This window comes from Providencia sp. PROV141 (genome assembly GCF_028481645.1).
Classification (GTDB): Bacteria; Pseudomonadota; Gammaproteobacteria; order Enterobacterales; family Enterobacteriaceae; genus Providencia; species Providencia rettgeri.
The window spans coordinates 76728-101462 of the sequence record NZ_JAMPPR010000031.1 but is presented as its reverse complement, the minus strand read 5'-3'; the positions used below and the strand labels follow the sequence as shown (position 1 = coordinate 101462).

Sequence of the window (24735 nt, the reverse complement as noted above, 5' to 3'; positions counted from 1 at the left end):
AACGATTGAGGTTCTTATGTTTTTCATTGGACATGATCCCCTCTCCCGCAACTTGCATTAAAATCATCTACCAACCACTCAACAAACTTGTAGTTGGTCTCCTGCCGCCCTTCTGGTACCTTTAGTTCATAGACAAAACGACCATCACGGATAGAAACTCTCACTTGCGTTCTACCGCGTAAATTCGTTACACTGCTCATGCTAGTTACTCCACACAAGTTGTTATTAGCACCCGACGCCTCGGACCGCATATCTGGGGCGTCAACCTTTCTTATGTAATTTAATGAGCGCATTGATAGCCCCTCTAGTGCTTGCGATTGCTCTATCCAACATTGTCAGAATTTGTTTTTCTTCATGCTTATCAACAACACCGTCTTCCAATGCTTTACCAATGAATACAACTAACTCGCCGCGAGTTGTTGATGCTCGAGTTTGTAATTTGAATAATTCTGGTTCGTCCAAATCCTCTGGGCTTATCTTTTCCACCAGCAATAAATTTCTTCTGTTTGCGTAATACCCTGCAAGAAATGAGGTATTAGATAAATCTTCCATCGCTTCAAGCTCTTCACGCTCAAAAAAACGACAGCCGTTCTTTTCATACAAATTGTTATTGAACGTGGTTTCTGTCATACCCAATGCACCAGCCATCGCTGAACGTCCACCGGGATACGCCTTACACATCTCTTTCACGACTTCTTTTAATGTTTGTTTGCACATATCTACAATTCCGTTGTTTTGTTGGTAGTTAACTCAGTTAGTTGGATTTGGTACTTTATTGATAAAGTGCAGGGTCAAACCTCAATTCACCTTTCGTTCTGTAATCAGCCTCAATGGCGCGATTTTTCGGAATTAATTGATTTGGCCGTTTTTTCCACTGGTAAAAAGCTTCGGGGCTTATCCGAAAAAACTCAGCAATTTTATTAGTGGTTCCGAAGTATTTTTCGATCTGCTCTGTGGTCATAACACCTCCCAATTTCTAAGTTAAGTTAGATGTTAATTGTTAATTTATATTTGGTCAATAAAAACTAAGATAACTTAGGTTTATATGAAATGGACTTAGGAATGAGTAAAACTGAAAACACCATCGGAAGCAGAATAAAGGCCTTGAGGGATATCACTAAAACCACCCAAAAAGAACTTGGGCGGTACTGTGGCGTATCTGATGTTACTGTCGGGTATTGGGAGAGAGACCTAAATGCACCACGGAGTGATGCTCTATTGAAATTAGCTAGGTATTTCAATACAACTGAAGCATATATATTGTATGGTATTCCATCTAAGCAAACATCTAACATAATCACGAGCGCACAAAAGGTGCCGATTTTATCTTATGTCCAAGCTGGCAACTTCACTGACTATGCGCCAAATCAGATTTACGATGATGATTTAGAGTTCATAGAGACAACCCTTAAAGTATCGCCTCTATCATTCGCATTGCGCGTCATTGGCGACTCCATGACAAATCCTTATGGCTTACCGTCAATCCCAGAAGGCTCAACAGTTATTGTTGATCCTGAAGCTGAAGTTGTTAGTGGTAAATTTGTTGTCGCTAGATTGCAAGGCTCTGATGAAGTTACCGTGAAACGTTATGTTGTTGATGGCCCCAATAAATTTTTAATGCCACTAAACCCACGATATGACAACATTCCAATCAATGGTAACTGTGAAATAGTTGGTCTCGTTCGTGGTGTTCAATACGAGCTATAACCTCCCTTCTTAATTTAAATCTAAGTTTTCTTAGATTTTGTATTGACATAGATCCTAAGTTGAATTAGTTTATATCTAAGACAACTTAGGAGGTGTTCAATGCAAACCAATTCAAATGAACCAATCGTAACTTTTAGCGTTGCTATGTCGCAAGAAGATGCTGCAGCATGGATTATGGAAAAAGCCGCTGAACTTCAAAAGCTGGCGGCACTTAAAGCTAAGCAAGTCGACCTGCAGCAGCAACTAGAAAAGCTTGATGAGGATATTTTCGACCAGTCTGAACGCTGCCAAGTCATTATTAGTGCTTAATTAGGCTTAATGTGCGGGGTATGGGTATGGATAATGAATGTAAGTGCCAAGAAATTAAACAGGCATTACTAGAGAAGGTTGAGTGGTTAGAAGGAGCCTCAACAAGAGGGCTCACTTTAAGAGTTCAGAACCCAGATATTCCTGCGGAAAAAATAATTTCGCCTGAACATTGCCAGTGGACATTAAAGAACTGCAAAACATTTCAACATTTTATAGAAGAAAGCTTTAGCAAGGCTAAGTGCCAGAAAATTATTGATCTAATGAATGATAATAACGCTAGAGACAAAGCAAAGGCTACAGCACAAAAAATAGCTAATATGCACACAAAAACAGAAAATAAAACCCATGAGCTAAACGTGGGCTTGCTAGGGATTGCTGGGCACTTACTTGATGAAATGGAAAAGCAATTTCAACTAAAAGGTATAGGCCCAGCAGCTAACTATAAGCTAGCGGTACTTAAAGCTCTGGAATGTATAGTTCTTCTAAAATAATACCCTGCTCTTCTAATCGGTCGCGTAATCGACCAGCTAGAAAGCGATATGTTTTATCAAACTCGTCCCGTTTATGTTCTTCATTGGCGAAATCAATCTCAACGCCATTATTTAAAGAGCCAAATAAGTCGACTGTTTGATCAAAAACATGTAATGCAAATTGTTCTTTGGTCATTTTTAGATTGTCTGACATAAAAAATTCTCTTGGTTGTGTAGGGCTTCCAAGAATACCACAGCCGCCTGATGTGGATAAGTTAGTTCAGGCAACCTTATAAACTGTGTGGAGTGCTTAGTATGGGAATGCTTATTCTTACTCGAAAACCAACCGAAGTTGTGGTTATTGGTGATGATATTAAAGTTACAATTTTAGGAGTAAAGGGTAACCAAGTGCGGATTGGTATTGATGCCCCAAAAGATATTAGTGTCCATCGTGAAGAAATTTATAAACTAATTTTTGCTGATAATAATAAGTTCGAGTGATAGTTATTTATTGTATTTAGATTAAAACCAAATCAATAAATAAAAAAATACCGCCAATAAATTCAGCGGTAAATAATTAACACACAGGGATCAGCTCATTCTATAGGAATATAAGTAACTGTAGAATTACTTAAGCTTAGTCCAAAGATATAAATAAACAAGAAATTAGCAAAAAAAACCGACATATAATATGTCGGCAAATAATAGCAAGTATCGCGTGTTACTTAATAAGTATAGTCAAAAATTAAAAATCTGTATGCGGCAGAATGTGGAGGTAATTATGCAAATGCTAACTTTGGAGGAATGGGCGAGCGAACGTTATAGAAGTCGCCCTCCTCGACTGGGGACATTACAACGCTACGCTAGGAGTGGCTTGTTCTATCCACCAGCACAAAAAGAAGGCGGTATTTGGCGCGTGAGAGAAGATGCCGACTTAGTCGGTAATTTGACATCACCGGTTATCAATAAGAGTGATAACCCAAAATTACAAAGGATTTTAAACGATGGCTGCCCGACCACGTAAAAATAACGTCAACATCCCTAATCTCTACCCACTATTTAGCAGAAAAGCTAACAAGGTTTACTGGCGCTATCGTCACCCAATAACTGGAAAGTATCACGCCCTCGGTGACAATGAATCCGAGGCGCGTGAAATTGCGATTGAAGCTAATAACAGGTTAGCTGAACAACGTAGCCGTCAAGTCATGGCGATCAGCGATAGAGTGGCAAGAATTAAAGGTAAAGAGATCACCGTAAATACTTGGCTGGATCGCTACTGGGTAATACAAGAGGAACGCCTTGCTGACGGTGATATAAAACAAAATACATATAAGCAAAAAAGAAAACCTGTGGACCTAATGCGCCACTCTCTCGCAATGAAGCCTTTACCTGCAGTTGATGCGAGAGATATCGCATCAATACTTGATGAGTATAAATCTAATGGCCAACATCGCATGGCTCAGGTTATTCGATCTGTATTAATCGATGTGTTCAAAGAGGCGCAGCATGCTGGTGAAGTCCCACCAGGATATAACCCTGCACTCGCAACTAAACAACCAAAAAGACGAATTACCCGCCAGCGCCTTAATTTAGAGGAGTGGCAAAAAATATTTGAAGTAGCAGACAAGCAACATAAGTATTTAGGCAATGCGATGCTATTAGCTGTGATAACTGGGCAACGGCTTGGTGATATCTCAGCAATGAAATTTAGCGATATTTGGGATGACCATTTGCATGTAACGCAAGAAAAAACAGGAAGTAAACTGGCTATTCCACTAGCATTAAGATCTGATGCATTAAACATGTCGCTGAGGGATGTTATTTCTAGATGTCGAGACCGTGTTCTCAGCCCATATCTAATCCATTATTTCCGTACAACTTCTCAAGCAAATCGAGGTGACCAAGTCACTGCAAATACAATAACAACAAATTTCAAGAAGGCACGAAATAAAACTGATATTGATTGGGGTGAAGGAACGCCGGCATCATTCCATGAACAACGATCTTTATCAGAAAGACTCTATCGAGAACAAGGAATTAACACTAAAGATTTACTGGGTCATAAATCGCAAAAAATGACTGATAAATATAATGATGATCGGGGTAAAGATTGGTTGCTAGTTAAGCTTTAGGATGGATGCTGCAGCAACTTTCATCCAAATCATCGATTAACTCAAAAGCATCATCTATCTCCTTGATCGTTAGATATATATTTTGATACCTGTATTCCTTTCTCTTAAATTGCGCAAAGAAAATAGGATTATTAATTGTACTTTGTGTAGTATCCAGAGCAACCATAGTAACCTCTTGGCAGTATGGTTCTCTTCTAGCTATTTCTGCTAATTTAAATAAATATGGCTTATATTTACTCCATTTCTCATCTAAGCTTTGCACATCAATAGTATACTCATCAATAGGAGAAATTGAATATTTGTACTTTTGTTCTGTAGGATATAAATCTTCTATTAGTTGATGAGTCAACTCATATGTATTGGCTTTCAATTGCATTTGGAAATATTTAATCCCCCTTCCTTGAAGGGTTTCCATAATCAACCGTATATTTTTCTTTTTCATTCGCAAACCAAAATATATAGACCTTACAGCTCTGAAATCGTAATACTGTTTACCCTCACTTGGTGTGATAATTCTGATTTCTTCTTCATACTCCCATCTCTTAGACTTTACGCTTGTTAATTTTTGAAGAATCTCATTTTGAGCATCTGAAGTAAACATGCTGTCAACATTCATTATCGGTGGCTTATTTTGATATAGGACATCAAAAATAGAATATTTAGTACCTTCAAATTCGCACAATTTATCTAAATCATATTCAATACAAAAGCCATTATGGCTATTAGCATAATGCGCCCATAATAATTCATCAGTAAAAGTTTTACTCAAAGAGTAAATTCCAGACTTATCTTTAATAGCAATTAAATCTCTAAATGCTTCTTTTACTGAATCAAGTGAAATAAATGAAGTTTGTACTGTATTACCAAACATATTATTTAAAACATCTAATTGTTCGAATACTTGATCTGTTAGTACTAGACCTTCACATGGATCATTTAGATTGTCATAATTAGGAGACCAAAAATAATCCTGTTCTAATGAAGATAAATCCCTTGAAAACACCTCTTCATCTCCACCTCTATACTTGAATACTCTCATACTAATTTTCTCTATGACGATATCATTAAGATATAAATTATCTGTACATAATGTAAACTATTTTGATAATTCGTTTTGATAACTTTTTGATAACCATTTCAAATGTGACAATAAAAAACGGGAACTATTAAGCTCCCGTTATTAATCACACCACGTAATAAATTACATGTGTTTAATGATTGCGTCACCGAATTCGCTACATTTCAGTAACTTAGCGCCTTCTAATTGACGTTCGAAGTCATAGGTTACAGTTTTAGCTTCGATTGCGCCTTCCATACCTTTAACGATTAGGTCAGCCGCTTCAGTCCAGCCCATATGGCGCAGCATCATCTCAGCAGAAAGGATAATAGAGCCAGGGTTAACTTTATCTTGGCCTGCATATTTTGGTGCAGTACCATGCGTTGCTTCGAACAAGGCGCACTCAGAACCAATATTTGCACCTGGAGCGATACCAATACCACCAACTTGCGCTGCTAATGCATCAGAAATGTAGTCACCATTTAGGTTCATACAAGCGATAACATCGTATTCTGCTGGGCGCAGCAGGATTTGTTGTAAGAAAGCATCTGCGATAACATCTTTAACGATAATATCTTTGCCAGTTTTAGGGTTTTTAATTTTAACCCATGGGCCGCCATCTAATAATTCGCCGCCAAATTCCTCTTGTGCTAATTGGTATCCCCAATCTTTAAATGCACCTTCAGTGAATTTCATAATGTTACCTTTATGAACTAAAGTCACTGAATCACGGCCATTATCAATAGCATATTCAATAGCAGCACGAACTAAACGTTTTGTGCCTTCTTCTGAACAAGGCTTGATACCAATACCACAGTCTTGTGGGAAACGGATTTTAGTCACACCCATTTCATCTTTCAGGAATTTAATAACTTTATCTGCTTCTGCACTACCCGCTTTCCACTCAATACCCGCATAGATATCTTCAGAGTTTTCACGGAAAATAACCATATCAGTCAGTTCAGGTTGTTTAACTGGGCTTGGAGTGCCTTTGTAGTAGCGAACAGGACGTAAACAGATATACAGGTCAAGTTGTTGACGCAATGCAACGTTCAGAGAACGAATACCACCACCAACAGGAGTTGTTAAAGGGCCTTTAATTGAAACACGGTAATCACGGATTAAATCGAGAGTTTCTTCTGGTAACCAAACATCTTTACCATAAATTTGTGTAGATTTTTCACCGGTGTAAACTTCCATCCAAGAAATTTTGCGCTCACCGTTGTAGGCTTTTTTCACTGCCGCATCAACCACTTTCAACATTGCTGGTGTGACATCGATACCAATGCCGTCACCTTCGATAAAAGGGATAATTGGGTTGTTCGGAACGTTTAGTTTGCCTTTTGCATCAATGGTAATTTTAGCGCCTTCTGCCGGAACTACTACTTTGCTTTCCATTAACCTCTCCTTTCACTTGCGTATTTTGCTTGTTAATTTTTTGTAAGAGACGTGTCAATACTACTTCAATCTGCGTCGAACGCCAATGATTACTCATCTAAGCTTCAATGCCGATCGCATTTAACGTACTGTTTTACCTTGTAAGTTAATCGAATATCTATTTATAAACACTGTTAAATCAATAAATTAATTTAAGCATTCCATTATTAGAAATAAATCAAACTGCGATGAAAAGTTGTCAACGACTCATTTGAGCGAACGACACAACTTTTGTTAAAATACTTCCCTAACAAAAAATAATATTAGCAAGTTAACTCAAATTAAAAATACGTTTTGCTCACACTATCACCATCCAAACAAATTCATATGTACTTATTTTTAAATGGAAAATTGTTTTTATTGATTTAAATGTTTTTAAAGTTGTTAATTAAATATTACATCGCCATGAAAAATCCGTTCTAGGATCAAACCGTTAAATCTCCTACACTAGATGGAATAAATCGCCGTAAATTAAAACTCATAAATTCTCATTGAATGACCATGAACAGACCGAACAAAAAATCAGTTGCGAAGAAAAATCGTTACTCGCCCCCCCCTACTACTTTAAAGCATAGGACTAAACGGGTTTCGGGGCATTCGCAAGCATCAACTAAAATCATCTTATTTAACAAGCCATTTGATGTTCTTCCTCAATTTACTGATGAACAAGGTCGCGATACACTAAAAAAATATATTCCAATCAATGATGTATACGCCGCTGGACGTCTTGATAGAGACAGTGAAGGGCTATTAATATTAACCAATGATGGAAAACTACAGGCACGTTTAACTCAACCACAGAAAAAAACAGGGAAAATATACTATGCTCAGGTAGAAGGTATTCCCGATGAAGACGCACTACTAAAATTTCGACGGGGGTTAACATTAAATGATGGTCCAACACTCCCTGCGGGAGTCGAGTTAGTTGGCGAACCAGAATGGCTATGGCAAAGAACCCCGCCAATACGGGAACGCAAAAATATCCCGACTAGCTGGTTAAAAATTACATTATATGAAGGACGTAATCGGCAAGTCCGTCGTATGACGGCAAATATAGGTTTCCCAACACTTAGGCTAATTCGTTATCAAATTGGTGAATTTAATTTGGGAAATCTTTCAGTTGGCGAATGGAAGGAGGTAACTGTTGTTTAAACCCAATGTGACTGTAGCAACTGTCGTGCATGCACAAGGCAAATTTTTAGTCGTGGAAGAGTGGATAAATGACAAACCCACTTGGAATCAACCTGCTGGGCATTTAGAAGCTGATGAGACTATTTTGCAAGCCGCTGAACGCGAATTATTAGAAGAAACGGGAATCAAAGCAACACCCACACAATTAATTAAGATTCATCAATGGATTGCCCCAGATAAAACCCAGTTTATCCGCTTTTTATTTGCCGTAGAACTTGAATCCATTTGTGAGACACAGCCACAAGACAGTGATATTAGCGACTGTCATTGGCTGACTGCCCAAGAAATTCTAAACAGCAACTGTCTGCGTTCGCCATTAGTGGCGGAAAGTCTGCGCTGTTTTCTCATAGGAAAGCATTATCCTCTCGATATCTTAACAGCTTACGGCGATCATTATCTTTAAGCACTCAACTTCTGCTTGGTGAAGATTTCACCAAGCAATAATATTCCCCCGTAACTCTGGTGTAATGCGGGAACAACATGCTAAAGTATGGGGCTTGATTTTTCCGCAGTGAGATATTTCCATGTCAAATAATAGTACCATGTCAGATAACAGCCAAAAAAAAGTCATCGTCGGGATGTCCGGTGGTGTTGACTCCTCTGTATCCGCTTATTTGCTACAGCAACAAGGGTATCAGGTTGCTGGTCTGTTTATGAAGAACTGGGAAGAAGATGACGACACAGAATATTGTTCAGCTGCTACTGACCTTGCCGATGCACAAGCTGTGTGTGACAAATTGGGTATTGAACTTCATACCATTAATTTCGCTGCTGAATATTGGGACAATGTTTTCGAACATTTCTTAACTGAATACAAAGCAGGCCGCACACCGAACCCAGATATTCTCTGCAACAAAGAAATCAAGTTTAAAGCTTTCTTAGAATTTGCGGCTGAAGATTTAGGCGCAGATTACATTGCTACTGGTCACTATGTGCGCCGCCGTGACATCAATGGTAAAAGCCAATTATTACGTGGTTTAGATAACAACAAAGACCAAAGCTATTTTTTATATACTCTGAGCCACGAACAAGTAGCTAAAAGCCTTTTCCCAGTTGGCGAACTCGAAAAACCTGAAGTACGCCGTATTGCAGAAGAAATTGGCTTAATTACTGCAAAGAAAAAAGACTCCACGGGGATCTGTTTCATTGGTGAGCGTAAGTTCCGCGACTTTTTAGGCCGCTACTTACCCGCTCAACCGGGCCCTATCGTCACTGTTGATGGCGAAACAATTGGTCAGCACGAAGGTTTGATGTACCACACTTTAGGACAACGAAAAGGTCTCGGCATCGGTGGTACAAAAGAAGGCTCCGAAGAACCTTGGTATGTTGTCGATAAAGACGTCGAAAACAACATCCTTATCGTAGCTCAAGGCCATGAACACCCTCGTTTAATGTCTGTTGGGTTAATTGCCCAGCAATTACATTGGGTTGACCGAAAAACCATGACTGAGCCACTACGTTGCGTAGTAAAAACACGTTATCGTCAAGCGGATATCCCTTGTACGATTACCCCACTAAGTGATGATCGCATTGAAGTTACTTTTGACTACCCAGTCGCGGCTGTCACTCCAGGTCAATCCGCTGTATTTTATATCGATGAAGTTTGTCTCGGTGGCGGTATTATTGAAGCCCGTATTCAGGAGTAAATGTGGCAAAAAACTATTATGACATTACGCTTGCTTTAGCGGGTATCTGCCAAGCAAGCGCGATGGTTCAAAAACTCGCACATGAAGGTGTTTGTCTTGAGAAAGACACTGAAACCATGGTCAATAGCCTCACCAATATGAATCCAAAATCCACTTTGGATGTATTTGGTAATGATGCCGAAAATTTAAAGACGGGTCTCAGTGCCATGCTAGGTATGCTGACTGGCGGTAACAGTGGTTTATCCGCTGAAATGACGCGATATATGTTAAGTATTATGACACTTGAACGTCGCCTCAATAAAAATCAAGAAGCGATGAACCAGTTAGGCCAACGTATTGAACAATTTGAGCGCCAAGCGGGTTATTTTGAGCCACTTTCTGAAGGCGTGTTTAACGCACTAGCGGGTATTTATGTAGATGTAGTCAGCCCAGCTGGACCGCGAATTCAAGTCACTGGTTCCCCTGACATCCTAAAAAACACACTCGTTCAAGCAAAAGTTAGAGCCACCTTGCTCGCAGGTATTCGCTGTGCAGTGCTTTGGCAACAAGTTGGTGGAAGTCGTATCCAACTCATGTTCTCTCGCAATCGTCTGGCTAATCAGGCGAAAGATATTTTGTCTCACCTTTAAATCTGGAGTTGCTACCAATGGAATTATCCTCACTGACCGCTGTATCCCCGATTGACGGCCGTTACGGTGATAAAGTCAGCACGTTACGCACTATTTTTAGTGAGTTTGGTTTACTGAAATTTCGCGTACAAGTTGAAGTTCGCTGGCTACAAAAACTGGCTGCAACCGCTCAAATCAAAGAAGTTCCTGCATTTGACGCTGACGCAATCGCTTACTTGGATGAAATTGTCGCGAACTTCTGTGAAAAAGACGCAATGCGTATCAAAGAAATTGAACGCACAACTAACCATGATGTGAAAGCTGTAGAATACTTCCTAAAAGAAAAGGTAGCGGACATCCCTGCTCTTCATGCAGTTTCTGAATTTATTCACTTTGCTTGTACTTCAGAAGATATCAATAACCTCTCTCACGCATTAATGCTGAAAACCGCTCGTGAAGAAGTTTTGCTGCCACAATGGCGTCAAATCATTGATAAAATCAAAACAATGGCTCATGAGTACCGCAATTTACCGTTACTGTCACGTACACACGGCCAACCTGCAACCCCATCCACCATTGGTAAAGAGTTTGCGAACGTTGCTTATCGTTTAGAGCGCCAATTCCGCCAGCTACAACAAGTTGAAATTCTAGGTAAAATCAATGGCGCAGTCGGTAACTATAATGCACATATGGTCGCTTATCCTGAAGTTAACTGGCACGAATTCAGCGAAACCTTCGTCACATCGTTAGGCATTCAATGGAACCCATTCACTACGCAAATTGAACCTCATGACTATATTGCTGAGTTATTTGATTGCGTCGCTCGCTTTAACACTATCGTGTTAGACTTCGACCGTGATATTTGGGGCTATATCGCATTAAATCACTTCAAACAAAAAACAATCGCAGGTGAAATTGGTTCCTCGACCATGCCACACAAAGTCAACCCGATTGATTTCGAAAACTCTGAAGGCAATTTAGGCTTAGCCAATGCCGTCTTAGGCCATTTAGCTAGCAAACTCCCCGTTTCTCGCTGGCAGCGTGACTTAACTGACTCGACAGTATTACGTAATCTCGGTGTCGGCTTAGGTTATGCATTGATTGCTTATCAATCAACCATGAAAGGTTTGAATAAATTAGAAGTTAATGAACAACATTTACTGGATGAATTAGACCAAAACTGGGAAGTATTAGCAGAGCCAATTCAAACTGTAATGCGCCGTTATGGTATTGAAAAACCGTACGAAAAACTCAAAGAATTGACCCGAGGTAAACGTGTTACTGCTGAAGGTATGAAACAATTTATTGATAGTTTAGAATTACCAGAGCACGAAAAAGCGCGTTTGAAGGAAATGACGCCTGCTAACTACATCGGTTACGCTGTCACTTTTATCGATGAGCTAAAATAGCTTTCATGCTTTCAAATTAGGCGGCTTATAAGTCGCCTTTTTTAATTACCATTCTGAATTCCCTGTTCTATCCCTCATACTAAACTATTCAAAGCTAAATATAGATAAATTATATTTCCGCTTCGTTTGATTTATATTTACTTAATCCCTTGTCGTTATTCAGAACTCTTTTTACCATAGCGTATCTAGTGCTACTATCTGATAAGTTGTAGCTATCTCTTTTCAATATGAGGGTTTCCGATGCGAATTCTTATTGTCGAAGACAACGCGTTACTTCGTCACCATTTAACCGTACAGCTTAAAGAGCTTGGCCATCAGGTTGATTCAGCTGAAGACGCAAAAGAAGCTGATTACTTTTTACACGAAAGCTGTCCAGATATCGCAGTTGTCGATTTGGGCCTACCTGATGAAGACGGACTTTCTATGATCAAACGCTGGCGTAGTGAGCACGTCAATATTCCACTTTTAGTATTAACCGCTCGGGAAAGTTGGCAAGAAAAAGTACAAGCGCTAAACAGTGGTGCTGATGACTACGTGACTAAACCTTTCCAGCTAGAAGAACTGGTCGCCCGTATGCAAGCTTTGATGCGCAGAAACAGTGGTCTTGCCTCACAAGTACTCGAATTAGGCAATTTCGTGATTGACCTATCGCGCAAAGAATTTACCGTTAATGGCGAAGCCGTCAAATTAACTGCTTTTGAATACACTATCATCGAGACGCTACTGCGCAACAACGGGAAAGTGGTTAGCAAAGACTCGTTAATGCGCCAGCTTTATCCAGATGCAGAACTCAGAGAAAGTCATACTATTGATGTTCTAATGGGTCGTTTACGCAAAAAAATTCAACAGTTTCATAGTGATGATGTAATTGTCACAGTACGTGGTCAAGGCTACCGTTTTGATGTGAATGGCTAATATGAAGCTACGTAAATTTAAGTTCAAACCCCTTTCGCTACGAGCACGTTTTCTCTGTGCAACATCAGCGGTGATCTTGGCACTCACCTTATCCTACGGTATCGTCGCGATTTTGGGGTATTTGATTAGTTTCGATAAAACCACTTACACCCTATTACGTAGCCAAAGTAATTTAATTTATAGCCTAGCCCAATGGCAAAACCAGAAAATTGACATTCGCGTCCCCCCAAATTTCACGTTAAACAACCCGACTTTGGTCATTATTTATGATGAACAAGGGCTTGTGTTATGGCGCCAACGTGATGTACCTAGCGTTGAACGGCTGATCCGTAATGACTGGCTTAAAAAAGAAGGATTATATGAAATTGATACAGACATTCGCGAAACTCGTCAACTCCTAGATGACAACCCCGAATTCAATACAAAATTAGATGACATGGATAACGACGATGAACCGCTTACTCACTCCGTGTCCGTCAACCAATATGCAGCTAGTGAAAACTTGCCTCCGCTCACCATTGTCGTTGTTGATACACTACCGCAAGACTTACAAAATACGGGTTTAGTTTGGGAATGGTTCGGTTATGTGTTACTGGCTAACTTAATCTTAGTTATCCCACTATTATGGTTAGCGGCCTATTGGAGCCTACGGCCAATTAAATCATTAGTATCACAACTCAGTAGCCTAGAAAAAGGTGAACGAGATACTCTAGATGAGAACCCTCCGTATGAGCTTCGTGGGCTAGTACGTAATCTTAATATTTTATTAACGAATGAACGTAAGCGATACAGTAAATACCGCACGACACTTTCTGATTTAACACACAGTTTAAAGACGCCTTTAGCCGTTTTACAGTCAACGCTGCGGCTACTTCGTTCAGGTAAGCAAATGAATATTGAGCAGGCTGAACCCATCATGCTCGAACAAATTGGCCGTATATCTCAACAGGTGGGTTATTATTTGCACCGCGCATCAACGCAAGGTGATGAAAATATGATGCTACGCGAAATTTCATCTGTTCCATCAATATTAGACAGCCTTGCGAGTGCTCTCCACAAAGTTTACCAGCACAAAGGCGTTTCTATTACGGTGAATGTTTCTCCTGAAACAACTTGGCTGGGTCAACCAAATGACTTTATGGAAGTGATGGGTAATATCATGGAAAACGCGTGTAAATATTGCCTTGAATTCGTCGAGGTTAGCGCTATTACTGGAATTGATAGCTTAACACTGGTTGTTGATGATGATGGCCCGGGTGTGCCTGAAAGCAAACGTAGTTTGATTTTCGTTCGTGGGCAACGTGCAGACACCCTTCGCCCTGGTCAAGGTTTGGGCTTATCCATTGCAGTGGATATTATCGATCAATATGATGGAGATATCACAATTAGTGACAGCCCGCTTGGTGGCGCTCGTTTATCCGTCACATTTAAGCAGCAATCTATGATTGAAGATAGTTAATCTGTGATATGCGTCCGCTTGTCCCCTATTTTACAAACCATTTCCGGTATACTATTTATGAAGTGTTTTATAAAAAGTAATTTAGGGTAATGTACTTGGTTCCTCTCAAGATAAACCTTTAATACCAGTTTCTCAGAAAGTTTATTTAACAGCATACCATTACACACATAAGGTCATTTTGCAGTATTGGGACCGGGTATATTGTAATAAACTGATTAGCAATACTTAGCAGCTCCAAGGGACAATAAGATGGATTACAAACTAAATCTCGACTGGCAAAGTTTCCTCGACAGTCACTGGCAGAAGCGCCCACTGCTTATCAAAAAAGGGTTTGCAAATTTTATTGATCCTATCTCGCCTGATGAACTTGCAGGTTTGGCGATGGAAGATGAGGTTGATAGCCGTTTGGTTAGCCATAAAGAAGGGATTTGGCAGGTTGGTCACGGGCCATTTGAAAGCTATGACCACCTTGGCGAAGAGAATTGGTCTATTTTAGTTCAAGCAGTTGACCATTGGCATCATCCAAGTTCTGCATTGATGAAACCATTTCGCGTGCTTTCGGACTGGCGAATGGACGACTTAATGATTTCCTACTCTGTCCCCGGCGGTGGTGTAGGTCCTCACCTCGACCAATACGATGTGTTTATTATTCAAGGTGAAGGCCGTCGTCATTGGCGAGTGGGTGAAAAAATCCCAATGAAACAACATTCCCCGCACCCTGACTTACTACAAGTTCAACCTTTTGACGCCATCATCGACGAAGAAATGGAACCCGGCGATATTTTATATATTCCACCTGGGTTTCCACATGAAGGTTACGCCATTGAGCCTTCATTAAATTACTCAGTTGGTTTCCGTGCCCCAAATACTCGTGAGCTGCTCAGTAGCTTTGCAGACCACTTAATTTCTAATGACTTAGGCAGTTATCGTTATAGCGATCCTGATTTATCATTCCGTGATAACCCTGCTGAGATCTTGCAAGGTGAACAAATTAAACTACGCGAGATGATGGAATCACTGATTAATGACCCTGAGCTATTTCGTAAATGGCTAGGTGAGTTTATCTCACAATCACGCCACGAATTAGACATTGCCCCACCTGAACCACCTTATGAGCAAGAAGAAATTTATGATTTACTGAAAACTCAGCAAGAAACCTTATACAAATTAAATGGTCTCAGAGCATTACGCGTTGGCGACCAATTTTTTGTTAATGGAGAATGCTTAGAAACTGAGTGTTATGAGGCTGCTGATAGTTTGTGTCGTTATGATGCCGTTAATAGTCAAATTTTAGCTGATGCCATTGATGATGTTAACTTTATCGCACTGCTTACCGCACTCGTCAATAATGGTTATTGGTATTTTGATGATTAATCAGTACTTATAATATTAAATTGGTACTTGATAAAAAGGCTCATTAATTATGAGCCTTTTATTAAAAATAATATTATCGGCATAATATAACCCCGCCCTATTACCCATTAATAAAAGCCGCTGATTGCAATTAAAATATCCTTATTAATGACTAAATTATTTATTTTTTTATATATTTTATTTTTCATTTACATACTCATATTATGATCCTTACTTGCCCGTAAGCACGCAAAGATAAAGCACATTATTTGATTCAACTCTAAACTGTTTTTACTTCACCATTATCAATCTCACACAGTACTAATTACCCCCTTAAAGATGATAACAACATGAACATAGAAACACTTTTGGCTTTATCATTGTTTTCCTTTGTGACATCCATAACTCCAGGTCCAAATAATATTATGTTACTTGCTTCAGGTATTAACTTTGGATTTAGCAAAACACTACCGCATTCATTTGGAGTATCAATTGGTTTTTTTATTATGCTGATTGCTGTCGGACTTGGAGTGGGAGCTTTGATTCAAACATCCCCTATAATTTATTCAATATTAAAATATTTTGGAATTATTTATTTGTTCTGGCTTGCATGGAAAACGACTATTAGCCATTCAGTTGCACAGACAAGTAACCAAGAAACTAAACCGCTAACTTTGTTAGAAGCGGCATTATTTCAATGGATAAACCCTAAAGCATTGATGATGGCTATCTCTGGAATGGCGATGTATACCAATATAAATGCCCCCTATTTATCAATGGTACAGGTTGCCGTTATATTTGCGGCCATCAACTGGCCATGTGTTGCTATTTGGGCGATGTTTGGCAGTAAATTAAGAGAAAAACTAAAACAACCTAAGACATTAAAACGTTTTAATTTAGTCATGGGAGTTTTACTGGCACTTAGTGGTGTTTCTGTATTATTTCAATAGCAAATGTAAGCGCGCTTATTGTTATAAGCACGCTTATTTATCATAAAATATCACGATTGCCTTGCGTGAATAGCCGTTAGTTCCGCAATACGCATGATCACACTAACCGCCTGCTCCATACCCTCTTGTGTTATAAATTCATGTTTACTATGAAAGTTATAGCCACCAGTGAAAATATTTGGGCACGGTAAACCACGATGTGAAAGCTGCGCACCGTCAGTACCACCACGGACGGGTTGAATAATTGGTTCAATACCACAATCAAGCATGGCTTGTTTAGCTAATTCAATAACATGTGGGTACTTCATGACTTCTTTATGCATGTTATAATAGGTATCATCAAGCGTCAGTTCGATATAACAGCTCGGATGTAACCCTTCACCAATTTTTTCAGCAATTCGAATGATATTTTTCTTCCTAGCTTCAAAGCCTGCTAAGTCAAAATCACGAATAATATAATTCAATTCTGCCTTTTCTACTGTCCCTTTTAACGATGTTAAATGATAAAAACCTTCATAACCTTCGGTGTTTTCAGGTGTTTCATCAGGTGGTAACATCGAATGAATACGGTTCGCTAGCCCTAATGCATTCACCATTACGCCTTTAGCTGTGCCGGGATGCGTGTTATTGCCAACAATTTTAATAGAAACATTAGCTGCATTAAAATTTTCATACTCTAACTCACCAACCCCACCACCATCGACGGTATAGGCCCACAATGCATCAAATTGTTTAAAATCGATATGTCGAGCCCCACGACCTATCTCTTCATCAGGGGTAAATGCAAGACAGATTTTACCATGAGGAATGTTCTTACCCTTTAAACGCACTAGAGCTGTAATTATTTCTGCGATACCCGCTTTATCATCGGCACCGAGTAAGGTTTTACCATCGGTCATGATGAGGGTTTTGCCAATCATTTCATGCAGCACCGGAAACATCACTGGGGATAGCACTTCATCACCAATACCTAACGCGATATCCCCCCCCCGATAATTTTCGAGGACTTGTGGACTCACATTTTTACCTGAAAAATCAGGTGCTGTGTCTAAATGTGAAATAAACCCAATAGTAGGAACATCCCAATCAACGTTTGACGGTAAATAAGCCATCACACAACCTTGATCACTAAGCGTTATTTTTTCAAAACCTAATTCATTCAGCTCGCTAACTAATGCACGAGCAAACTTTAGCTGTCCTGCGCTGCTAGGCACTGTCTTGGCGTTTGGTTTTGATTGTGTATCGAAAGCGGTATATTCAAAAAACCGCTCTAAGAGTTTGTCCATACCCTTCCCCCTAAAATATCAATGTCCATATTATGGGAAAGATCACAGATTCAATTATTGTTTCAAATCAGCTTTCCTGTTAATGCTCTCTATTTTTTGCAGGAAATCGTTAGTGAAATTTATTTTTTAGCGTAATTTTTATAGGCTACCTATTACACTGGCAATCAATACCTATAATAAATAAGGGTAATAATCAAATTGTATTAATTAGTAGGTTATTATTTATTTGTTACTTAAATACCTCTCATTTGGTTAAATATCACTCACCTACTACACGAATCATCAATCATTAAATTGAAATAGTATGCTATATATGAAGTCTTATTATTTTATTTATTAGCTGATTAATAAATAAAACGAAATTTTACTCGTTAACAGGAAAACTCATGTCAAAAACATGTTTAATTTATGGTGTTAGCAAAGGCTTAGGTAAAGCATTGGTCGAAGGATTCCCTGAAAAAGCAGACCATATTTATGGAGTGTCTCGCTCAAAACCTCCTTTTGAACATACTAACTTTACGTGGATTCCTGCTGATTTAAATGATATTCATAGCGCGAATGCCATTAAGCAGATTATTCAGGACCAACCTATTCATACCTTAATTTATAATGTGGGTATTTGGGAGAAACTGGCTTTTAGTGAAGAATACCAATTTGAATCGACTGATGACATAGAGTTACTCAATATGATTCAAACCAATATCAGTGCCTGTTTATTAAATTTAAAAGCGCTATTACCCAATTTACGTTTAGCAAAAAATAGCAAGATTATATTGATCGGTTCTACATGGGGTTTAGATAACCATAATGGTAAAGAAGTCACCTTTTCCGCCACTAAATATGCCCTCAGGGGTATAGCACAGTCGTTAAGAGAAACACTACGTGAAGATAAAATAGCCATATCAGTCATAAATTTAGGTTATCTAGCAACTGAATACCCATTAGCCGTTCCGGCTGACGAAGTCATTGAAAAAAGTAATGGGCAGCTAATCCCATTACAAGATGTTGTCAATGCCGTACGCTTTATCGCTAGCACAAGCAATGCAACCTGTGTCAAAGAAATTACGATGCCAGCTATGATGGATACAAATGTCTAACCTATAAGAGAAAACAATACGTTTCCCCTTATATTATTATGTATTGAAAGCTTATTGCGCGGTATTTTTAACCTGTAACTCCGTAATAAGCTTATTGATATATTCAACAACAACTTTGCTGGCTAAACCATAGTGTTTCTCATCAAACTCACTTTCCACTTGGCTAGGCTCTAAATTAAGTTCGACCGTATGTGCCCCATGCAATTTAGCCTCGTGAACAAAACCCGCCGCAGGGTATACATGACCAGACGTCCCAATAGAAATAAAAATAGTCGCAGATTCAAGGGATTGATAGATATAATCCATTCCAATTGGCATCTCACCAAACCAAACAATATGGGGCCTGAGCGGCTGAGGAAATTGGCAACAATGACAACGGTCATCTACAGATAAATCCCCTTTCCACTCCAATACTTGATTTGACCAGTTGCAGCGAACTTTTAGTAATTCACCATGCATATGGATAACTCGCTGACTTCCCGCTCTTTCATGTAAATTATCTATATTTTGCGTAATTAACAAAAAACGGTCACCAAAAAGCTCTTCAAGCTGAGCAAGTGCATAGTGAGCAGCGTTAGGCTTAATATTTTCTTGCTGTAACTGTCGACGTCGCTCATTATAAAAACGCTGTACTAATTTAGGGTTACGTTCGAAACCTTCAGGCGTTGCCACATCTTCAACGCGATGCTCTTCCCATAATCCATCCGCAGAACGGAATGTTTGGATCCCAGATTCAGCTGAAATACCCGCTCCTGTTAAGACGACAATATTGATATTTTTCATGTTATCCAATCTATTATCTATATAAAAAGACCGGTTACGAAGTCGCTGGCGGCGTATACATTTATTCTTACGAGCTTTTTTTAACCTATAACGAAATCGCAACATCAAAGCTTCCTTTCATCCATATAACCAATAAATTTATATCATATTAAATATTAATTGCTTTTTATCATGTCATTATGACATGAATTTAGAAATGCTGATTGTGTGAAATTATTAAAATAATCAAGCTCCAAGTGTTTATTTTATTGGCAAACTAACTATTTCCTTACCATAACTGATGACATTATCTAAATGTTAACATACTAAAACGCATCATCTTGCTGAATGCAAATAAAAATATCGAAGGTATCGATTTTGTCACTTTTTATTCATAAAAATGACATTGTTATTTCATAAATACGCCACAAAACATCCACAATGGTAAAACAATAAAAAAACCTTTCACCTTCACTCTCGCTACCGCTAAAATACGCCTCGCAGATTTTACTGTGTTATTAACTCACCACTACAAGGGATTTCATGGAAAAGTTTTTTGAAAGAGCAATGTATGCTTCACGTTGGATTTTAGCGCCTATCTATTTTGGGCTTTCACTGACACTATTGGCTTTAACCATTAAGTTCTTTCAAGAGCTATACCATATTTTGCCAAATATCCTTTCAATTCCTGAAGCGGACCTAATTTTGACGCTATTATCATTGATTGATATGGCATTAGTCGGTGGTTTATTGGTGATGGTAATGTTTTCAGGTTACGAGAACTTTGTCTCCCAAATGGATATCCCTGACAGTAGTGAAAAACTAGGCTGGCTAGGTAAAATGGACGCCTCATCATTAAAAAATAAAGTCGCGGCTTCCATTGTGGCAATTTCCTCTATTCACCTATTAAAAATCTTCATGGACTTAAAAAGCGTCTCAAATGACAAACTGATGTGGTATGTCGTCATCCACTTGACCTTTGTATTATCTGCATTTGTGATGGGCTATCTAGATAAAATGACCAAGAAATAAACGGTAAAATTTATACTCAAAGTGCCTAATTTAAACATCTAGGCACTTATCTATTCGCTAATCTCATCTTTATCTCCCTCACCAGTTTCCGCTTTGTGTTACCATCAATAGTCTGAAATACCTGTACCAAGGAACTCTACATGAGCCAACATTTCGTCGGTAAATATGAAGCTGAAATTAAATTTCAATTGCCGGACCCCGACACCTTTTTGCACAAAATAAAAGCTGATTTGGCTGAACCATTTACGGAAAATAATACCGAGACAGATTATTTCTATGAAAGTCTACATTCGCCACTAGCTGGCAAGAACGTCAGTATGTGTGTACGTGAAATGGTGCCATCAGGCATAAAGTTATGGATAGTCAAAGGCCCTGGAGCTTCTGAATGCAAAGCCATTAATATTGATGACTGCAATCATGTGCAAAATATGTTAACGACACTGGGATATCATTGCTACTTAACCACAACTAAAATAAGAAGCATTTATTTTCTGAATGATATCCACATCACAATTGATCACTTGAGTGGGATCGGTTGGTTTGCTGAATTTGCCATTATGACTGATGAGCAGAATTTGCTGGATAGTTTATATCAAACGTTGATGGCGACCGCCAAACAGTATGGTTTTACAGAAGCAATGGTAGAAACTCGTAGTTATAAACAAATGTTTTTAGCAGCACAGTGATTATATAAAGAGCCAATAAATTTTTGGATTTGTACCCTAAAAATCATTGGCTCTCTACCCCTAAAAGCTATTGCCCACTGAGAATACGTGCAGGGTCTAACTTACTAGCGCGGCGAGCAGGATACCAACTGGCAAGTAAGCTCAATACAATGGTTGTAATTAAAACATAAACCACATCCATGACATGCAATTCAGAAGGTAAAAAGTCAATAAAATAGACATCACCCGATAAAATGGGATGGCCAACAATGGCCTCTATAACCTTAATCATTGGTGTTAAATTTAAAGATATGACGACCCCAAGTACAGCACCAATCAGAGAACCAACAAGGCCACCCAACAAACCATACCATAAGAAAATAGCACGAATCTGCCTATCTTTTGCCCCTAGAGTGCGCAATACCGCGATATCACTACTTTTATCTTTAACCGCCATAACAAGAGTAGAAACAATATTAAAACACGCGACGCCAATCACTAATATCATAGCTAAGTACATGATACTTCTAACCATTTGAATATCATTGTACATATAGCCATAATCACCTATCCAACTTTTTACAACAACATGATGCATGGTTTTCAAGCCTGCATCATAAACAACTTGATCGGCAATAAATGGGTCTGTGGCTTTGATTTCAAACCCTGTCACGCCATCACCATAGTCGAGATATTCTTGTGCATCTGCGAGAGGAACGAGTGCTAGTTGGTGATCTAGCAAGCCACTAAGCTTAAAAATACCCGTCACTTGTACGCGAATACGTTTAGGTTGCTGAATTTTTAAGCTGGCATCGGTATTTGGGATCATAATTGTCACCCAATCCCCAACTTTCACATTCAATGCATCAGCCACACCTTGGCCTAAAATAATCGATTGTTTGCCCGCTTCAAAATGCTGCCAAGCATCATTAAGAATGAATTGTGGTAATGCACTGACTTGTGGCTGAGTTTCTCGTGAAACCCCCATCACTTGGATTGCTTTTAAATTTGCACCACGCTCAAGTAACCCCGTAAAATTGATGTAAGGGCTAACGCCTTCAACTCCTGGCGTTTTCCGGATAACTTGTTCAGCAAATTCCAAATCCTTATAGGGTGGTTTAACAGCATAAATTTGCCCATGGGGAACAACAGATAACACACGGTTATTTAATTCGCGTTCAAAGCCATTCATTGCGCTTAAACCAATAATTAACACCGCAACCCCAAGAACAATACCCAACGTTGAAACTATCGAAACTAATGAAACCATCCCGGTTCGGCGGCGACCACGGCTGAAACGCAGCGCTGTGAGTAATGAAAGAGGCAACTTAGACATTACCGAGCCCCCAAGGTAATATTCTGCTGCAAATGCCCATCACGCATTTCCAGTTGGCGAGATAACCGGCGAGCCAGTGTCATATCATGGGTAACCACTAAAAATGCGGTCCGCTGTGTTCGGTTTAATTCCCCCAACAATTCAAAAATGGCATCTGCATTACGTAAATCAAGGTTACCCGTAGGCTCATCCGCTAAAACCAGTGCAGGCTCATTCACTAACGCCCTTGCAATAGCAACACGCTGGCGCTCTCCTCCCGATAATTCAGAAGGACGATGCCCAGCCCGATGCGCTAGTCCAACCGCTTCTAGCATTTCAGTTGCTTTCGAAAATGCAGTTTCTTTCGCAATACCACCGATTAATAAAGGCATCGCCACATTTTCAAGTGCGGTAAAATCCGGTAAAAGGTGATGAAATTGATAAATAAAACCTAAATCTTTATTACGAATAGCAGCTCGCTCATCTGAAGATAACTGATTAATATGTTGGCCACGAAAGATAACATTCCCTTCTGAAGGGGTATCTAACCCGCCCAGTAAATGTAATAAGGTACTTTTCCCCGAACCAGAACTTCCCACGATGGCCATCATTTCCCCTAGCCCCATGGAAAAACTGACATTTTTCAACACTTGCGTCGACAATGTCCCTTCCTGATATGTTTTACTTAAATTTTCACAGACCAGAAGTGGTTGTTTATTCATAACGTAACGCCTCAGCAGGTTGAACCGCGGCTGCACGCCAAGAAGGATAAAGCGTTGCCAGCAGAGAAATCAGCATTGCACTAAGTGCAATAATTAAAATACCAGAGTAATCAAGCACAATCGGTAAAGAGACACCTTTAGGTAATAAACCAATCAGCGGCATAATGACATTCAGCTGGCTAGAAAGTATCGTACCTAATATTGTACCAATGAGTGAACCAATCACCCCCGCTCCAGCGCCTTGGATCATAAAAATCATTAAAATTCGCCAACGTTTGAGGCCAAGGGTTTTTAAAATAGCAACTTCACCTTGTTTTTCCATCACTAACAATGATAGTGAAGTAATAATATTGAAGGCCGCCACCGCAATAATTAAACTGAGCAATAAGCCCATCATATTTTTTTCCATGCGAACGGCTTGGAAAAACTCCCCTTTACGCTCTCGCCAATCTTTCCATACTAGGCCATTCGGCAACACTTGCTGACTTAGAACATCAACATTTAGGGGCTCATCCAAATATAAACGCCACCCAGTAATATGCCCTGTAGGGTAACGTAACATACGTGCGGCATCTTGCTGTGCCACGACGAGTTCACTTGTATCCGCTTCCCCATTTGTTTGGAAAATACCCGCCACCGTAAATAGGCGCTGACTAGGAATACGCCCCATTGGCGTTAATTGACTCACTCCAGGTATAATTAAGCGAACTTCATCACCACGTTTTACCCCGAGCGTTTCTGCAAGTTTATTCCCCAGAAAAACATTATAACTGCCTTCTTTAAGGTCACTGCGCTCCCCAACAACCAGTTTATCCAATAACAAAGAAGGTTCTTCAGGTTCAATCCCCCCCATGACACCAACGCCAACATTGGTTCGGCTTTGTAATACCACGTCAGATTGCACAATAGGTGCGATATGGCTGACACCGTTTAAATGCTGTAGATCGGTTATTGGATACTTTGCTGGGTCTATATTTCCGGAGGCAGATGTTAAAATTGCCTGCGGCATATAAGCAAGTATGCTATCTTGTAACGATCGCTCGAACCCATTCATCACTGATGTGACGGTTATTAATGCCGTCACCCCCAGTGTGATACCAATAGCAGATAAACTGGAAACGAAACGACCAAATTTATCCGCAGCACGCCCACGTAAATAGCGTAGGCCTATAAATAATGAGACAGATTGGTGCATGAAATCTATGATGCCCCT

At 39.5% G+C, this 24735-nt stretch carries 29 protein-coding genes; 18 read left to right on the top strand and 11 right to left on the bottom strand.

Going from position 1 to position 24735, the window contains the following annotated elements; translation table 11 throughout:
- Positions 1 to 23 precede the first annotated feature (23 nt).
- From PSF09_RS18865 to PSF09_RS18855, 3 genes are all read right to left on the bottom strand, one after another.
- A complete protein-coding gene (locus PSF09_RS18865) occupies positions 24 to 200 on the bottom strand; it encodes a hypothetical protein (protein WP_164528387.1) in 177 nt (58 codons plus the stop codon).
- Between the two features lie 61 nt (positions 201 to 261).
- Complete coding sequence (locus PSF09_RS18860; protein ID WP_115167082.1) at positions 262 to 717, bottom strand: YmfL family putative regulatory protein; 456 nt, start codon at positions 715 to 717, stop codon at positions 262 to 264.
- A gap of 55 nt (positions 718 to 772) precedes the next feature.
- Positions 773 to 961, bottom strand: a complete 189-nt coding sequence (locus tag PSF09_RS18855) for a Cro/CI family transcriptional regulator (RefSeq protein ID WP_109913337.1) — start codon at positions 959 to 961, stop codon at positions 773 to 775.
- A gap of 101 nt (positions 962 to 1062) precedes the next feature.
- On the opposite strand from PSF09_RS18855, the gene PSF09_RS18850 reads away from it, so the two are divergent.
- The 3 genes from PSF09_RS18850 (at position 1063) to PSF09_RS18840 (ending at position 2507) form a co-directional block, all read left to right on the top strand.
- Positions 1063 to 1707: a LexA family protein gene (locus PSF09_RS18850; RefSeq protein ID WP_109913345.1), complete on the top strand. Its 645-nt coding sequence runs from the start codon at positions 1063 to 1065 to the stop codon at positions 1705 to 1707.
- Positions 1708 to 1806: 99 nt separating this feature from the next.
- Positions 1807 to 2016, top strand: coding sequence for a hypothetical protein (locus PSF09_RS18845; protein ID WP_272684309.1), 210 nt, complete (start codon positions 1807 to 1809; stop codon positions 2014 to 2016).
- A gap of 26 nt (positions 2017 to 2042) precedes the next feature.
- Positions 2043 to 2507 (top strand): hypothetical protein, encoded by a 465-nt coding sequence (locus PSF09_RS18840; RefSeq protein ID WP_272684308.1) that lies wholly within the window; start codon positions 2043 to 2045, stop codon positions 2505 to 2507.
- On the opposite strand, the gene PSF09_RS18835 is transcribed toward PSF09_RS18840, so the two are convergent.
- A complete protein-coding gene (locus PSF09_RS18835; RefSeq protein WP_272684307.1) occupies positions 2473 to 2700 on the bottom strand; it encodes a hypothetical protein in 228 nt (75 codons plus the stop codon). The genes PSF09_RS18840 and PSF09_RS18835 overlap by 35 nt on opposite strands.
- A 107-nt stretch (positions 2701 to 2807) precedes the next feature.
- Here PSF09_RS18835 and csrA point away from each other — a divergent pair, with 107 nt between their 5' ends.
- The 3 genes from csrA to PSF09_RS18820 all read left to right on the top strand — a co-directional run bounded on the left by csrA (position 2808) and on the right by PSF09_RS18820 (position 4618).
- Entirely contained in the window at positions 2808 to 2987 is a 180-nt protein-coding gene (gene csrA, locus PSF09_RS18830) for a carbon storage regulator CsrA (RefSeq protein WP_272684311.1), read from the top strand.
- A gap of 280 nt (positions 2988 to 3267) precedes the next feature.
- The gene (locus tag PSF09_RS18825) at positions 3268 to 3510 is read left to right on the top strand and encodes an excisionase (protein WP_210839023.1); all 243 of its coding nucleotides are present in this window, start codon (positions 3268 to 3270) and stop codon (positions 3508 to 3510) included.
- Positions 3491 to 4618: a site-specific integrase gene (locus PSF09_RS18820; protein ID WP_272684306.1), complete on the top strand. Its 1128-nt coding sequence runs from the start codon at positions 3491 to 3493 to the stop codon at positions 4616 to 4618. Before PSF09_RS18825 ends, PSF09_RS18820 begins: the two co-directional genes overlap by 20 nt.
- Here the strand turns inward: PSF09_RS18820 and PSF09_RS18815 are convergent.
- Both PSF09_RS18815 and icd read right to left on the bottom strand, forming a co-directional pair.
- Positions 4608 to 5657, bottom strand: coding sequence for a DUF2971 domain-containing protein (locus tag PSF09_RS18815; RefSeq protein WP_272684305.1), 1050 nt, complete (start codon positions 5655 to 5657; stop codon positions 4608 to 4610). The two genes, PSF09_RS18820 and PSF09_RS18815, sit on opposite strands and share 11 nt — an antisense overlap.
- Before the next feature lie 162 nt (positions 5658 to 5819).
- A complete protein-coding gene (gene icd, locus PSF09_RS18810; protein WP_004911741.1) occupies positions 5820 to 7073 on the bottom strand; it encodes an NADP-dependent isocitrate dehydrogenase in 1254 nt (417 codons plus the stop codon).
- A gap of 540 nt (positions 7074 to 7613) precedes the next feature.
- Between icd and rluE the strand changes: the two genes are divergently transcribed.
- From rluE to PSF09_RS18765, 9 genes are all read left to right on the top strand, one after another.
- Positions 7614 to 8264, top strand: coding sequence for a 23S rRNA pseudouridine(2457) synthase RluE (gene rluE / locus PSF09_RS18805; protein ID WP_336298606.1), 651 nt, complete (start codon positions 7614 to 7616; stop codon positions 8262 to 8264).
- Positions 8257 to 8706: an NUDIX hydrolase gene (locus tag PSF09_RS18800; protein WP_272684304.1), complete on the top strand. Its 450-nt coding sequence runs from the start codon at positions 8257 to 8259 to the stop codon at positions 8704 to 8706. The genes rluE and PSF09_RS18800 overlap by 8 nt, the downstream gene beginning before the upstream one ends.
- A 139-nt stretch (positions 8707 to 8845) precedes the next feature.
- Positions 8846 to 9949 carry a tRNA 2-thiouridine(34) synthase MnmA gene (gene mnmA / locus PSF09_RS18795; protein ID WP_272664799.1) on the top strand — a complete coding sequence of 368 codons (1104 nt, stop codon included), beginning with the start codon at positions 8846 to 8848 and terminating at the stop codon, positions 9947 to 9949.
- A 2-nt stretch (positions 9950 to 9951) separates the two neighbouring features.
- Positions 9952 to 10578, top strand: coding sequence for a high frequency lysogenization protein HflD (hflD, locus tag PSF09_RS18790; RefSeq protein WP_004911750.1), 627 nt, complete (start codon positions 9952 to 9954; stop codon positions 10576 to 10578).
- A 17-nt stretch (positions 10579 to 10595) separates the two neighbouring features.
- Positions 10596 to 11966 (top strand): adenylosuccinate lyase, encoded by a 1371-nt coding sequence (purB, locus tag PSF09_RS18785; RefSeq protein WP_272684303.1) that lies wholly within the window; start codon positions 10596 to 10598, stop codon positions 11964 to 11966.
- Positions 11967 to 12206: 240 nt separating this feature from the next.
- A complete protein-coding gene (phoP, locus tag PSF09_RS18780) occupies positions 12207 to 12881 on the top strand; it encodes a two-component system response regulator PhoP (RefSeq protein ID WP_210837758.1) in 675 nt (224 codons plus the stop codon).
- A 1-nt stretch (position 12882) separates the two neighbouring features.
- The gene (phoQ, locus tag PSF09_RS18775; RefSeq protein ID WP_272684302.1) at positions 12883 to 14340 is read left to right on the top strand and encodes a two-component system sensor histidine kinase PhoQ; all 1458 of its coding nucleotides are present in this window, start codon (positions 12883 to 12885) and stop codon (positions 14338 to 14340) included.
- A 249-nt stretch (positions 14341 to 14589) separates the two neighbouring features.
- A complete protein-coding gene (locus PSF09_RS18770; protein ID WP_210837762.1) occupies positions 14590 to 15714 on the top strand; it encodes a ribosomal protein uL16 3-hydroxylase in 1125 nt (374 codons plus the stop codon).
- Between the two features lie 329 nt (positions 15715 to 16043).
- On the top strand, positions 16044 to 16643 hold the full coding sequence (locus PSF09_RS18765; RefSeq protein WP_272684301.1) for a LysE family translocator: 600 nt from the start codon (positions 16044 to 16046) through the stop codon (positions 16641 to 16643).
- Between the two features lie 50 nt (positions 16644 to 16693).
- On the opposite strand, the gene pepT is transcribed toward PSF09_RS18765, so the two are convergent.
- Positions 16694 to 17929: a peptidase T gene (gene pepT / locus PSF09_RS18760; protein WP_272664697.1), complete on the bottom strand. Its 1236-nt coding sequence runs from the start codon at positions 17927 to 17929 to the stop codon at positions 16694 to 16696.
- 386 nt (positions 17930 to 18315) lie between these two features.
- Between pepT and PSF09_RS18755 the strand changes: the two genes are divergently transcribed.
- Positions 18316 to 19026, top strand: a complete 711-nt coding sequence (locus PSF09_RS18755) for an SDR family oxidoreductase (RefSeq protein ID WP_272664696.1) — start codon at positions 18316 to 18318, stop codon at positions 19024 to 19026.
- Positions 19027 to 19077: 51 nt separating this feature from the next.
- Here PSF09_RS18755 and cobB read toward each other — a convergent pair whose 3' ends face one another.
- Positions 19078 to 19911 (bottom strand): Sir2 family NAD+-dependent deacetylase, encoded by an 834-nt coding sequence (gene cobB / locus PSF09_RS18750; RefSeq protein WP_272684310.1) that lies wholly within the window; start codon positions 19909 to 19911, stop codon positions 19078 to 19080.
- Positions 19912 to 20331: 420 nt separating this feature from the next.
- On the opposite strand from cobB, the gene PSF09_RS18745 reads away from it, so the two are divergent.
- Together PSF09_RS18745 and PSF09_RS18740 are read left to right on the top strand one after the other, a co-directional pair.
- Positions 20332 to 20820, top strand: coding sequence for a TIGR00645 family protein (locus tag PSF09_RS18745; RefSeq protein ID WP_094960443.1), 489 nt, complete (start codon positions 20332 to 20334; stop codon positions 20818 to 20820).
- A 140-nt stretch (positions 20821 to 20960) separates the two neighbouring features.
- Positions 20961 to 21506: a class IV adenylate cyclase gene (locus PSF09_RS18740; protein ID WP_272664695.1), complete on the top strand. Its 546-nt coding sequence runs from the start codon at positions 20961 to 20963 to the stop codon at positions 21504 to 21506.
- A 67-nt stretch (positions 21507 to 21573) separates the two neighbouring features.
- On the opposite strand, the gene lolE is transcribed toward PSF09_RS18740, so the two are convergent.
- From lolE to lolC, 3 genes are read right to left on the bottom strand one after another with little or no spacing between them, the layout of a single operon-like run.
- Positions 21574 to 22821, bottom strand: a complete 1248-nt coding sequence (lolE, locus tag PSF09_RS18735; RefSeq protein WP_272664694.1) for a lipoprotein-releasing ABC transporter permease subunit LolE — start codon at positions 22819 to 22821, stop codon at positions 21574 to 21576.
- Positions 22821 to 23522 (bottom strand): lipoprotein-releasing ABC transporter ATP-binding protein LolD, encoded by a 702-nt coding sequence (gene lolD, locus PSF09_RS18730; protein ID WP_272684300.1) that lies wholly within the window; start codon positions 23520 to 23522, stop codon positions 22821 to 22823. Before lolD ends, lolE begins: the two co-directional genes overlap by 1 nt.
- Entirely contained in the window at positions 23515 to 24717 is a 1203-nt protein-coding gene (gene lolC / locus PSF09_RS18725) for a lipoprotein-releasing ABC transporter permease subunit LolC (protein ID WP_272664692.1), read from the bottom strand. Before lolC ends, lolD begins: the two co-directional genes overlap by 8 nt.
- Positions 24718 to 24735: the final 18 nt, after the last annotated feature.

Excerpts from the sequence above, each read along its gene's own strand:
- PSF09_RS18740 (WP_272664695.1), top strand. The coding sequence starts at position 20,961 with ATGAGCCAACATTTCGTCGGTAAATATGAAGCTGAAATTAAATTTCAA.
- PSF09_RS18845 (WP_272684309.1), top strand. The coding sequence starts at position 1,807 with ATGCAAACCAATTCAAATGAACCAATCGTAACTTTTAGCGTTGCTATG.
- lolD (WP_272684300.1), bottom strand. The coding sequence starts at position 23,522 with ATGAATAAACAACCACTTCTGGTCTGTGAAAATTTAAGTAAAACATAT.
- phoQ (WP_272684302.1), top strand. The coding sequence starts at position 12,883 with ATGAAGCTACGTAAATTTAAGTTCAAACCCCTTTCGCTACGAGCACGT.
- mnmA (WP_272664799.1), top strand. The coding sequence starts at position 8,846 with ATGTCAGATAACAGCCAAAAAAAAGTCATCGTCGGGATGTCCGGTGGT.
- phoP (WP_210837758.1), top strand. The coding sequence starts at position 12,207 with ATGCGAATTCTTATTGTCGAAGACAACGCGTTACTTCGTCACCATTTA.
- PSF09_RS18840 (WP_272684308.1), top strand. The coding sequence starts at position 2,043 with ATGGATAATGAATGTAAGTGCCAAGAAATTAAACAGGCATTACTAGAG.
- PSF09_RS18825 (WP_210839023.1), top strand. The coding sequence starts at position 3,268 with ATGCAAATGCTAACTTTGGAGGAATGGGCGAGCGAACGTTATAGAAGT.
- PSF09_RS18745 (WP_094960443.1), top strand. The coding sequence starts at position 20,332 with ATGGAAAAGTTTTTTGAAAGAGCAATGTATGCTTCACGTTGGATTTTA.
- icd (WP_004911741.1), bottom strand. The coding sequence starts at position 7,073 with ATGGAAAGCAAAGTAGTAGTTCCGGCAGAAGGCGCTAAAATTACCATT.
- PSF09_RS18765 (WP_272684301.1), top strand. The coding sequence starts at position 16,044 with ATGAACATAGAAACACTTTTGGCTTTATCATTGTTTTCCTTTGTGACA.
- pepT (WP_272664697.1), bottom strand. The coding sequence starts at position 17,929 with ATGGACAAACTCTTAGAGCGGTTTTTTGAATATACCGCTTTCGATACA.
- PSF09_RS18865 (WP_164528387.1), bottom strand. The coding sequence starts at position 200 with ATGAGCAGTGTAACGAATTTACGCGGTAGAACGCAAGTGAGAGTTTCT.
- PSF09_RS18755 (WP_272664696.1), top strand. The coding sequence starts at position 18,316 with ATGTCAAAAACATGTTTAATTTATGGTGTTAGCAAAGGCTTAGGTAAA.
- PSF09_RS18860 (WP_115167082.1), bottom strand. The coding sequence starts at position 717 with ATGTGCAAACAAACATTAAAAGAAGTCGTGAAAGAGATGTGTAAGGCG.
- lolC (WP_272664692.1), bottom strand. The coding sequence starts at position 24,717 with ATGCACCAATCTGTCTCATTATTTATAGGCCTACGCTATTTACGTGGG.
- lolE (WP_272664694.1), bottom strand. The coding sequence starts at position 22,821 with ATGTCTAAGTTGCCTCTTTCATTACTCACAGCGCTGCGTTTCAGCCGT.
- PSF09_RS18835 (WP_272684307.1), bottom strand. The coding sequence starts at position 2,700 with ATGTCAGACAATCTAAAAATGACCAAAGAACAATTTGCATTACATGTT.
- csrA (WP_272684311.1), top strand. The coding sequence starts at position 2,808 with ATGCTTATTCTTACTCGAAAACCAACCGAAGTTGTGGTTATTGGTGAT.
- PSF09_RS18850 (WP_109913345.1), top strand. The coding sequence starts at position 1,063 with ATGAGTAAAACTGAAAACACCATCGGAAGCAGAATAAAGGCCTTGAGG.
- PSF09_RS18820 (WP_272684306.1), top strand. The coding sequence starts at position 3,491 with ATGGCTGCCCGACCACGTAAAAATAACGTCAACATCCCTAATCTCTAC.
- PSF09_RS18855 (WP_109913337.1), bottom strand. The coding sequence starts at position 961 with ATGACCACAGAGCAGATCGAAAAATACTTCGGAACCACTAATAAAATT.
- PSF09_RS18815 (WP_272684305.1), bottom strand. The coding sequence starts at position 5,657 with ATGAGAGTATTCAAGTATAGAGGTGGAGATGAAGAGGTGTTTTCAAGG.
- purB (WP_272684303.1), top strand. The coding sequence starts at position 10,596 with ATGGAATTATCCTCACTGACCGCTGTATCCCCGATTGACGGCCGTTAC.
- rluE (WP_336298606.1), top strand. The coding sequence starts at position 7,614 with ATGAACAGACCGAACAAAAAATCAGTTGCGAAGAAAAATCGTTACTCG.
- PSF09_RS18770 (WP_210837762.1), top strand. The coding sequence starts at position 14,590 with ATGGATTACAAACTAAATCTCGACTGGCAAAGTTTCCTCGACAGTCAC.